At 69.5% G+C, this 10,733-nt stretch carries 8 protein-coding genes; 6 read left to right on the top strand and 2 right to left on the bottom strand.

From position 1 onward, the window contains the following. Positions 1-295: 295 nt before the first annotated feature. Together ABZ803_RS35095 and ABZ803_RS35090 are read left to right on the top strand one after the other, a co-directional pair. On the top strand, positions 296-1,537 hold the full coding sequence (locus tag ABZ803_RS35095) for a M20 family metallopeptidase (protein ID WP_357046156.1): 1,242 nt from the start codon (positions 296-298) through the stop codon (positions 1,535-1,537). 95 nt (positions 1,538-1,632) lie between these two features. After that, positions 1,633-2,802: a M20 family metallopeptidase gene (locus tag ABZ803_RS35090; RefSeq protein ID WP_357046160.1), complete on the top strand. Its 1,170-nt coding sequence runs from the start codon at positions 1,633-1,635 to the stop codon at positions 2,800-2,802. 218 nt (positions 2,803-3,020) lie between these two features. Here ABZ803_RS35090 and ABZ803_RS35085 read toward each other — a convergent pair whose 3' ends face one another. Further along, positions 3,021-3,494: a gamma-glutamylcyclotransferase gene (locus ABZ803_RS35085; RefSeq protein ID WP_040865062.1), complete on the bottom strand. Its 474-nt coding sequence runs from the start codon at positions 3,492-3,494 to the stop codon at positions 3,021-3,023. Positions 3,495-3,668: 174 nt separating this feature from the next. Here ABZ803_RS35085 and ABZ803_RS35080 point away from each other — a divergent pair, with 174 nt between their 5' ends. The 4 genes from ABZ803_RS35080 (at position 3,669) to ABZ803_RS35065 (ending at position 8,772) form a co-directional block, all read left to right on the top strand. After that, positions 3,669-5,072 (top strand): NAD(P)H-quinone dehydrogenase, encoded by a 1,404-nt coding sequence (locus ABZ803_RS35080; protein ID WP_040865033.1) that lies wholly within the window; start codon positions 3,669-3,671, stop codon positions 5,070-5,072. Between the two features lie 464 nt (positions 5,073-5,536). Beyond that, positions 5,537-6,421, top strand: a complete 885-nt coding sequence (locus ABZ803_RS35075) for a hypothetical protein (RefSeq protein WP_245548829.1) — start codon at positions 5,537-5,539, stop codon at positions 6,419-6,421. Between the two features lie 73 nt (positions 6,422-6,494). Next, positions 6,495-7,505 carry a hypothetical protein gene (locus ABZ803_RS35070; RefSeq protein WP_357046153.1) on the top strand — a complete coding sequence of 337 codons (1,011 nt, stop codon included), beginning with the start codon at positions 6,495-6,497 and terminating at the stop codon, positions 7,503-7,505. A gap of 88 nt (positions 7,506-7,593) precedes the next feature. Continuing rightward, positions 7,594-8,772: a PLP-dependent aminotransferase family protein gene (locus tag ABZ803_RS35065; RefSeq protein ID WP_357046151.1), complete on the top strand. Its 1,179-nt coding sequence runs from the start codon at positions 7,594-7,596 to the stop codon at positions 8,770-8,772. Positions 8,773-9,187: 415 nt separating this feature from the next. Here ABZ803_RS35065 and glpK read toward each other — a convergent pair whose 3' ends face one another. Continuing rightward, entirely contained in the window at positions 9,188-10,636 is a 1,449-nt protein-coding gene (gene glpK / locus ABZ803_RS35060) for a glycerol kinase GlpK (RefSeq protein ID WP_357046158.1), read from the bottom strand. Positions 10,637-10,733: the final 97 nt, after the last annotated feature.

Here is a 10,733-nt window from a genome sequence, read left to right as displayed (position 1 = left end):
GACCGAGCATGCGCCTTTCGCGGCCCGGCTCGCGTTTGCGCGGCCGTCGCGTAGGCGACGAAGGAGCAAGCGGCGGTCGCGCAAACGCGAGCCATGAAGGGGCCGCGAACACCCAGCGCCGCAGGCGCTGGCAAAACCAACACAGGGCCGCGAACACCCAGCGCCGCAGGCGCTGGCAAAACCAACACAGGGCCGCGAACACCCAGCGCCGCAGGCGCTGGCAAAACCAACACAGCACCGCGAACACCCAGCGCCGAAGGCGCTGGAAAACAAATACAGTGCGAGACTGTGTTGCATGCCACCATCGCGCAGCGGGCGCCGAGGAGCGCAGCACGACGGCAACGCCGTGTGCGAGGTCGACGCTGTCGCTCGCAGTGACGCCGCCATCCGGGCGACGGCCGCCGAATTGATCGGGCTCTCGCACTCGATTCACGACGAACCCGAGCTGGCGTTCGAGGAGACTCGCAGCGTCGCCAAGACTATGGCACCGCTGGCCGAGCGCGGCTTCGAGATCGAGAGCGGGGTCGCCGACCTGCCGACGGCTTTCCGCGCGCGCTATGGCAGCGGGTCGCTGACCGTCGGTCTCTGCGCGGAGTACGACGCGCTGCCCGAGATCGGGCACGCCTGCGGGCACAACATCATCGCCGCGGCCGCGGTGGGCGCGGCGCTCGGTCTCGCCGAGGTCGCCGACGCGCTGGATCTCACCGTGCTGGTGTTCGGCACGCCCGCCGAGGAGAGCGGCGGTGGCAAGGTGCTCATGCTGGAGCGCGGAGTGTTCGACGACGTCGCGATGGCGATGATGGTGCACCCGGGTCCGCTCGACATCGTCGGCGCCCGCTCGCTGGCTCTGGCCGACGTGTCGGTGGTCTTCCACGGACGGGAGGCGCACGCCAGCGCGGCCCCGGAGCAGGGTCGCAACGCGGGCGATGCGGTGACCGTGGCGCAGGTTGCTCTGGGGTTGCTGCGGCAGCATCTCCTGCCTGGCCAGCAACTGCACGGTATAGTCGGCGACGGTGGCGTAGCTCCCAACATCGTGCCCGGACGTGCGGAACTGCTGTATTACCTACGCGCAGTCGACTCCGCATCCCTCGACGATCTGACGCGACGAGCGTCGGCTTGCTTCGAGGCGGGCGCCCTCGCGACCGGCTGCACCCACGAAATCCGGACGCTCGCGCCGACGTATACCGAGCTGACCCCGGATCCGGAATTACTGCTGGCCTATCGCGAGCAGCTCACCGGATTGGGACGCGTGCCGCTCGCTCCGGAGTTCGAGGCGCAGCGGCCGCTGGGCAGCACCGATATGGGCAACGTCACCAACGTCATTCCGGGCATTCACCCGGTCATCGGCATCGATGCCGGTGGTGCGGTGACACATCAGCCAGGCTTCGCCGCGGCCAGCGTCAACGCCTCGGCGGATCGTGCGGTCCTCGACGGTGCGCTCTCGCTCGCGCGTACCGCAATCGCCGTCGCCCGCGATGACATCCATAGAGACAGGTTGTTGCAACGGCTAGTTCAACGACAGGAGGACATTCGGTGAGCACAACCGGCCGTTCGGCGGCGCAGGCGACGGGCCCGGCAGCGGGCGTCCGCGTGGCCACGGAGGGCCCCGGCAGCTCCGCAGCGTCGGAGACCGTGGGATCCGGGCGGGAAGCGGTGGAGTCGTGGCTGGCCGACCACACGGTCGATCTCGTCCAGTGGCGCAGGCACATCCACGCCAACCCGGAACTGTCCCGTACCGAGTTCGGCACGACCGAGTTCGTCTCGGCGTGGCTGACCAAGGCGGGTCTGACGCCGCAGGTTCTGCCCGGCGGCACCGGCTTGATCTGTGATATCGGACCGGACGGCCCCCGCATCGGCCTGCGTGCCGACATGGACGCGCTGCCCCTGCAAGAGTTCACCGGACTGCCCTTCGCCTCCACGGTGCCGGGCGTGTCGCACGCGTGCGGCCACGACGCGCACACCACCATCCTGCTCGGCACGGCACTGGCCTTGGCCGAGGCGCCGGAACTGCCGGTCGGCGTGCGGCTGGTTTTCCAGCCCGCCGAGGAGATCATGCCGGGCGGCGCGATCGACGTGGTCGCCGCCGGTGCGATGACGGGCGTGGAGCGGATCTTCGCGCTGCACTGCGACCCGCGCCTCGAGGTTGGCCGGATCGGCATCCGCGTGGGCGCGATCACCTCCGCCGCCGACACCATCGAGCTGGTGCTCGACTCGCCGGGCGGCCACACCTCCCGTCCGCATCTGACCAGTGACCTGGTCTACGCGATCGGCTCGGTCATCACCGGCCTGCCCGGCCTGCTCAGCCGCCGCATCGATCCGCGCACCAGCACCGTGATGGTGTGGGGTGCGGTGAGCGCGGGGAAGGCGCCCAACGCCATTCCGCAGACCGGCATGCTCACCGGCACCATCCGCACCGGAGACCACGGCACCTGGTCGTTGCTGGAGCCGATGGTGCGCGAGATCGTCGACGGCCTGCTGGCCCCGACGGGCGTGCGCTACCAGCTGAACTACCGGCGCGGCGTGCCCCCTGTGGTCAACGACGAGCACTCCACCCGCATCTTCGAGGACGCGATCCGCGCGCTCGGCCCCGACGCGCTGGCCGACACCCCGCAGTCCGGCGGCGGCGAGGACTTCTCCTGGTACCTGGAGAAGGTGCCGGGCGCGATGGCGCGCCTGGGCGTCTGGTCCGGCGAGGGCGAACAGCTGGATCTGCACCAGCCGACCTTCGACATCGATGAGCGGGCGCTCGCGGTCGGCGTCCGGGTGCTGAGCAATCTCGTGCTCGACGCGGGCTCCGTCTGATTTCCAGCGCCTGCGGCGCTGGGTGTTCGCGGCCCCTTTGTGGCGCGCGTCCGAGGGCGAGACTCGCGCCTGCGGCGCATGCGCTTCGTCCACTCGGACGCGCGCCGGGCCGCGAACGGTGCTCGATGGCCTCGCACTCGAAAGGCTGGGAGTGTGCCGGCGGCCTGGCCGACCTGGAAGGGTCGGCCAGGCCGCCGTCTGTGCGGTGTGACGGGGGGTCAGCCGAAGTTGCCCGGGCCGACGTTGCGGCTGTTGCGGGTGCGTAGGGCGTGCACGTAATCCTCTGGCGCGCCCGCTTTTTCGGCCGCGTCGGCGATCACGCCGATGTAGCGGGCCGAGGGCAGGCCGCCCTCGTAGGCGTCCAGCACATAGAGCCAGGCCAGCGTGGGTTCGCCGCCGTCGGCGTTGCGGGTGACGCGCAAGCGGATCTTCTTGTGGATACCGAAGTCCGAACCCTCCCACCGGTCCAGCCGCTGCTCGTCCTCCGGCGATACGTCGTAGAGCACGACGAAGACCCGGGAACCGGGGTCCTCGACGACCGTCGCGAGAGGCCCTTCCCAGCCGATGTCGTCACCGGCAAAGGTCAGCCGCCAGCCCTCCAACCAGCCCGTCCCGGACATGGGGGAGTGCGGACAGCGCTCGAGCATCTGCGTCGAGTCCATGTTGGACCCGTAAGCGGCATAGATCGGCACCAGCAAAGGGTAGCCAATAATCTTCACAGACCGCGTTCGATTGCCGCACCTGCGGCGCGGCGCGCGGCGGGGACCCGTTGCGCAGCGGTAACGCGGTCGGTGGTGCGAGGTGGTTGCCGGATAACGTTTACCCCGTGCCGGAGATCCCGGCGCGAAGCACGAGCGGAGGTATCAATGACCCGCATCGCGATCATCGGTGGCGGACCGGCCGGCTATGAGGCGGCCCTGGTGGCGGCCCAGCACGGAGCGTCGGTGACGCTGATCGATTCCGACGGGATCGGCGGGGCGTGCGTGCTGTGGGACTGCGTCCCTTCGAAAACCTTCATCGCCTCGACCGGCGTGCGCACCGACCTGCGCCGCGCTCGCGATCTCGGCATCACCCTGGACCCGAATCAGGCGCAGGTGCAGCTGACCGAGGTGAACGCGCGTGTGAAGGCGCTGGCGCTCGCGCAGTCCTCCGACATCCGCTCGAAGTTGCAAACCGTCGGAGTGACCGTGCTGGCGGGCTACGGCGAGCTGATCGAACGCGGCGGCGGCCTTGCCGCGCACCGGGTGCTGGCCAAGCTGGCCGACGGCGCGCAGCAGACCATCGAGGCCGAGGTCGTGCTGATCGCCACCGGCGCGAGCCCGCGGGTGCTGCCGGGCGCGGAACCGGACGGTGAGCGCATCCTCAACTGGCGTCAGCTCTACGACCTGGAGGAACTGCCGGAGACCCTGGTGGTCGTGGGTTCCGGTGTGACGGGCGCGGAGTTCGTCTCCGCTTACACCGAGATGGGTGTGCGGGTGAAGCTGGTCTCCAGCCGCGACCGCGTGCTGCCCGGCGAGGACGCCGACGCCGCGCTGGTGCTGGAGGACGCGCTCGCCGAGCGCGGCGTCGAACTGGTCAAGCACGCGCGCGCGGACGCGGTGGAGCGCACCGCCGACGGCATCGTGGTCAAGCTCTCCGACGGGCGCACCGTTTCCGGCTCGCACGCGCTGATGACGGTCGGTTCGACGCCCAACACGGGAGGACTCGGGCTGGAGCGGGTGGGCATCGAACTCGACCGCGGTGGTTACCTGCGGGTCGACCGCGTGTCGCGCACCTCGGTGCCCGGCATCTACGCGGCGGGCGACTGCACCGGCCTGCTGCCGCTGGCCTCGGTGGCCGCGATGCAGGGACGCATCGCGATGTACCACGCGCTCGGCGAGGGCGTCAGCCCGATTCGCCTGAAGACCGTCGCCTCCGCGGTGTTCACCCGGCCGGAGATCGCGACCGTGGGCGTCAGCCAGACCGCGATCGACAACGGCGAGGTTCCCGCGCGCACGGTGATGCTGCCGCTGAACACGAACCCGCGCGCCAAGATGTCGAGTCTGCGGCGTGGTTTCGTCAAGATCTTCTGCCGTCCCGCGACCGGCGTGGTGATCGGCGGCGTCGTCGTCGCGCCGATCGCCTCGGAGCTGATCCTGCCGATCGCCCTTGCGGTGCAGAACAATCTGACGGTCAACGACCTGGCCCAGACCTTCTCGGTGTACCCGTCGCTCACGGGTTCGGTGACCGAGGCGGCTCGGTTGCTGATGCGGCACGACGACCTCGACTGACCTCTTCCCGGCGCATCCGGTGCCGTGTCCGATCCCGGACATCGTGCCAGGTGAACTCGGGGCAGGCGCGGGATGCGGGCGCTCTTGCCAGCCATGGCTATTCGCCGCGTTGCCCATCGTGCGCACATGTGGTTCACTCTCGGCAGAGATGCGATCGAAGGACGGTCGCGAAGTTCGGTGTGGGGGGAAGGGTCCTTTCCGAATCGGCACGGCGAACGGCCCGGGTCGTTCGACGATCAGGCGTCTCACCCAGGGACAACCTGTATGCGGCCGATTCGGCCGCACCCGGGAAGGAAGCGCGAAAAGTGAAACATCGTAAGCCGAGTCGGGCGCAGCGAGCGATGGCGAGCACCTCGTTGCCACTGGCCACAGCGGCTGCAGTGGCCACTCTCTTCGCTGCGCCTGCCGGGGCGGCTCCGAACGATCCGACCACTCCGCCGACGCCTGCTCCCACGCAGCCGGGCGTGAACGAGTCGCCGAGCACCCCGGAGACCACGCAGCCGGAGCCGAACAAGCCCGAGTCCAAGCAGGATTCGGAGAAGCCGGAGAGCAAGCCGACGCCGCGTCAGCCGGGCGTCACCACGCCGGAGTCGGACCACGCCGCGCCCGATCAGAAGGATCCGAAGCTCGCCAAGCCGACCCAGCCGGGCGTGACCCCGCCGCGTGTCGCGCCGCTGCCGGTCCCCGGCCAGCAAAAGCCGAGCGACCCGCAGGCCGCGGTCTCGCCGGACCAGGCCGCGCCGCAGCCCGGGCAGCAGGCGGCTCCGCAGCCCGGCCAGCAGGCCGCGCCGCAGCCGGACGCCCAGAGCGACAACGCCCCGGCACGGCAACCCGAGAGCTCCACGCTGGTGCAGCCGCAGGCGCAGCCGCGCTGGCAGGCGCCACGCATGGAGGCAGCCCCGGCAGCCCCGGTCGTGGAGATGACCGGTCCGCATGCGGAGATCGGCGCGAACATCGACGGCGGCACCTTGCTGCCGGGCCATGTGGCCAACACCCACCACTTCAGTAACGAGGCCGGGTACGTCGGCACCATCGGCTACCGCACGCCGACCGGCGCGGGCGAAGCCGGTGTCTCGGTGGAGTTCGTCGACAAGAACACCGTCAAGCTGACCACCTACACCGGTGGCGAGGGCCTGGCGTCGAACAACACCACCTCGGTGTTCGACACCACGCAGCTGAACCAGGCCAAGGCCGCGGTGGAGGACTGGATCCGCGAGCAGCCGGGCGGCGCGGCCGCCCTGGAAGCCGCCGCACAGGTTAAGCTTCCGCTTCAGCCGGGCGACTTCGCCCCGCAGACCGTCGACGTGGGTGGTGCCACCACGCAGTGGGGTGGTTCACTCCAGTACTGACACGTGCTGTTTTCGACGGGTGGGGCGGCCGTTCGCGGCCGCCCCACTTGTGTGTCCTGGGAAAGGATTGGGTGTGACCTCCGAGGGTGATGCGAGGGAGAACGAATCCGACCAGTCCGGTTCGGAGTTCGGTCCGTCGTTGGGGGAGTTCGGACCGCCGGTTTCCGAGTTCGGGCCGCCCGTCGCGGAATTCGGTCCCCCGATGGGCGCGAACACCGGCCCGGGCTGGCAGGTGCCGCAGCAGTCGACCGACCACCCCGAACTCACCTGGCGTCCGGCAGGGCAGCCGGAGACGACGCCCGCACTGTCCCCGCAGTTTCGCGCGCCGGATTCGACGGTCTACTCCGAACGGCCGGTAGCGCCGCCCGCGGCTGCCCAGCCCCCGCCGCCTGCCGCGGAGGCCGCGCGCCCGCAGCCCAAGGACGGCAAGCAGGAGTCGTGGTGGAACCGGCCGACGCTGGAAGGCGGCGTTCCGAAGCCTCCGCCGCCCGCCGAGTCGGCTCTGTCCTGGGCCGAGGACCCGGTCGCCATGCGGCTTGCGCTGCGCCTTCCCGAGAAGCCGCCGCCTGCGCGGCGTAGTCCCTCGCGGCGCTGGGTCGTGCTGGGGACGCTCGCGGCGGTGGTGGCGTTGGTGGCCCTGACTGTGACCATCGTGATGGCAGGCGGCAGCGATGACGGCCAGGACGGCACGGCCGCTTCGGCCGCCACCAGCGCCGTGGTGATGAACTGCCCGACCCGCACCGAGGGCAACGTCACCTTCGGCAACGGTGCGGGTGATACGAGCAGTGGGATCCGCGCGATTCTCGGCTTCGAGCATGCGTACTATTCCGAGCGCAGCGCTGTCCGCGCGCACACTTTCGTGGCACCGGGCGCGAACGTCGAACCGCCTGCCGACCTGCAGAAGACCATCGACCAGCACATCCCGCAGGGCACGGCCTATTGCCTGCGGATCGCGGAGATGGCCCCCGACCGCTTCAACGTCGAGCTCACCGAACGCCGTCCCGACGGCACCGAGGCCAAGTACTTCCCCGTCATCACCACCGTGAACCTGGAGGGACGGACCCTCATCTATCTGATCGATTGAGGCCATCTTCTCAAAATGTGAGATTCTGATTTCAGAGTCTGGTATGAATGTGCGACAGTGGAGTATCGCGCATTCCTCGGAGGTGTCCATGTCGTCGATCACTCCACCGTTGGCCCGGCGGCTCGGCGGTCTGCAGAGTTCGGCGATTCGTGATCTGCTGAAGGTGGCCGCGCGCGACGACGTGGTCAGTCTGGCGGGCGGCCTGCCCGACGAGCAGTTGATGCCGCGTGACCGGATCGCGCAGGCCGCGGAGTCGGCGCTGGCGGACCGCGCACGACTGCAATACACCGAATCGGCGGGCTGGGGCCCGCTGCGTGAGGTGCTCGCGGCACGCGAGACCGTGCGGCTGGGGCGGCCGGTGCCGCTCGAGGAGGTGTTCGTCACCCACGGTTCGCAGCAGGCGCTGTCGCTGCTCGCCGAAGTACTGCTGGACCCGGGTGCGCTCGTCGTGGTCGAGGATCCGGCGTACGTCGGCGCGCTGCAAGTGTTCCGTGCCGCCGGATCGCGCATCGTCACCGTTCCGCTGGATGCCGAGGGTATGCGGGTCGACGCGCTGGCCGACCTGCTCGGCCGCGGCGAGCGGCCCGCGCTGGTGCACACGGTGAGCAATTTCCACAATCCGCGCGGCGTCACCATGAGCCCGGGGCGTCGTCGTGAACTCGCCGAACTCGCCGAACGGTATGGATTCTGGGTGATCGAAGACGATCCATACGGCGAGCTGTGGTTCGACAACCCGTCGCCGGAGCCGGTCGCGGCGTATTCGTCTCACGTGATCCGGCTGTCGAGCGCGTCGAAGACGCTGGCTCCGACCTTGCGGGTGGGCTGGATGACCGCGCCCGACGCGGTGTGCAGGGGTGTGGAGTTGTTGAAGCAGGGCGCGGACCTGTGCGGATCCGCCCTGACCCAGCAGATCGCCGCCGAACTGCTCGCGGATGACGAGTGGCTGGGAGCGCATGTGCGGGAGGTCCGGCGGGCCTACGGTGCGCGAGCGCGTGTCCTGGTGGACGAGCTGCGTACGCGCTTCGGTGACCGGCTGGTGAGCACCGACGCCGCCGGTGGCATGTTCGTATGGGTCGGTTTCACCGATGGCACCGACACCGTGGACTTGTTGCCCCGCGCCGTCGATCTCGGCGTCGCCTATGTCCCCGGCGAGGCGTTCGCGGTCTCCGGCGCCCATCGGAATTCGATGCGTCTGTGCTTCACCACCTCGGAGGCGGCGACGCTTCGGGAGGCGGTCGCGCGCTTGGCACGTGCCATAGGTGAATAGCCTCGGGCGCAACGAGTTTCGATTGCCTCCGGATGGATTCACCCGATAGGGTTGCGCACATCCAATAGGAGGGGAGTAATTCGATGATCGTGAAAATGCTTGCGAGCGCTGTGATTGCCGTCGGCATGGTTTCGCTGATGCCGGGTGTCGCTTCGGCGCACCACTGCCAGCCGGTGACGACGTGGTGCCATCCGGGCTGACGGAGTTCGTCGGCCGGGACCGAGTCTCGGCCATCTCGATCGGGCCGGTTCGATCTTCGAACCGGCCCGATCTTTGTCTCACAGGTCTACTGCGAGACCGGGTCCGCGGCGACACTGCCGCCGCCCCTGACTCGGCTCGCAGCGGTCGCCGATCAGTTCCCGTGACCGGTCGAAGGGAGGCGGCACGGCGGGCGAAATCCCGTCCGGTGCGGTCCTCAGTCCACCCAGCCGTAGGTGCGCTCGACGGCCTTGTTCCACGCGGCGTAGCGCTCGGCCCGGTCGGCGTCCGACATGGCGGGGTGCCAGGTCTTGTCGGCGGTCCAGTTGGCGCGGATGTCGTCGGTGCCCGCCCAGTACCCGACGGCGAGCCCGGCCGCGTACGCCGCGCCGAGCGCCGTGGTCTCGTTGACCACCGGGCGCACCACGGGTACGTCGAGGATGTCGGATTGGAACTGCATGAGCAGGTCGTTGCCGACCATGCCGCCGTCCACCTTCAACGTGGTCAGCTCCAATCCGAGCCGCTGGGACTCGGCGTCGGCGCGCATCGCGTCGACCACCTCGCGGGTCTGGAACGCGGTGGATTCCAGCACCGCGCGCGCGAGGTGCGCTTTGGTGACGAAACGGGTGAGCCCGGCGATCACGCCGCGCGCGTCCGGACGCCAGCGGGGAGCGAACAGCCCCGAGAAGGCGGGAACGATGTAGGCGCCGCCGTTGTCGTCGACGCTGCGGGCCAGCGGCTCGATCTCGTCGGCGGCGGAGATGATGCCCAGGTTGTCCCGGAACCACTGCACCAGGGAGCCGGTGACCGCGATCGAGCCCTCCAAGGCGTACACCGCGTCCGCGTCACCGAGGCGGTAACACACCGTGGTGAGCAGGCCGTGCTTGCTGAACACCGGTGTGGTTCCGGTATTGAGCAGCATGAAATTGCCGGTGCCGTAAGTGTTCTTGGCCTCGCCCGGCGACAGGCAGGCCTGGCCGAAGGTGGCGGCCTGCTGGTCGCCGAGGATGCCCGCGACCGGCACCCCGGCCAGCGGTCCGGAACTGATCGGGGCGTAGACCTCCGAGGAACTGCGCACCTGCGGCAGCATCGACTCCGGCACGCCGAACTCCGCGCAGATCTCCGAATCCCACCGCAAGGAGCGCAGGTCCAGCAGCATGGTGCGGGAGGCGTTGGTCACATCGGTGATGTGCTCGCCGGTGAGATTCCACAGCACCCAGCTGTCGACGGTGCCGAAGCACAGCTCGCCCGCCTCCGCGCGCTCGCGCACACCGGGCACGTTGTCCAGGATCCAGCGCAGCTTCGGCCCCGCGAAATAGGTGGACAGCGGGAGGCCGGTGCGATCCTGGTAGCGGGCCGGTCCCGCGTCGCCGCCCAGTTCGGCGCACAGCCGGTCGGTCCGGGTGTCCTGCCAGACGATCGCGTTGTACACCGGCCGCCCGGTCACGCGATCCCACACCACCGTCGTCTCGCGCTGGTTGGTGACCCCCACCGCGGCGATGTCCTCAGCGCCGAGCCCGCTGTGCTCCAGCACGTCGCCGAGGACGAATTCGGTATCGCGCCAAATGGTTTCGGGATCGTGCTCCACCCAGCCCGGTTGCGGGAAGATCTGCTCGTGCTCACGCTGGGCGACGCCGACGACGTGCCCCTGACGGTCGAAGACGATGCCGAATCAAGAACTCGAAAAGGCACTGGCCTCCAGCGCGGACCTGCTCGACGGCGGGTGGGCGAACTACGCCGGGACCGGCCGGGAAGCCGCTGAC

This window comes from Nocardia sp. NPDC047648 (assembly GCF_040642815.1).
In the GTDB taxonomy this organism is placed as follows: Bacteria; Actinomycetota; Actinomycetes; order Mycobacteriales; family Mycobacteriaceae; genus Nocardia; species Nocardia gamkensis.
This window is presented reverse-complemented; position numbering and strand designations above follow the sequence as displayed.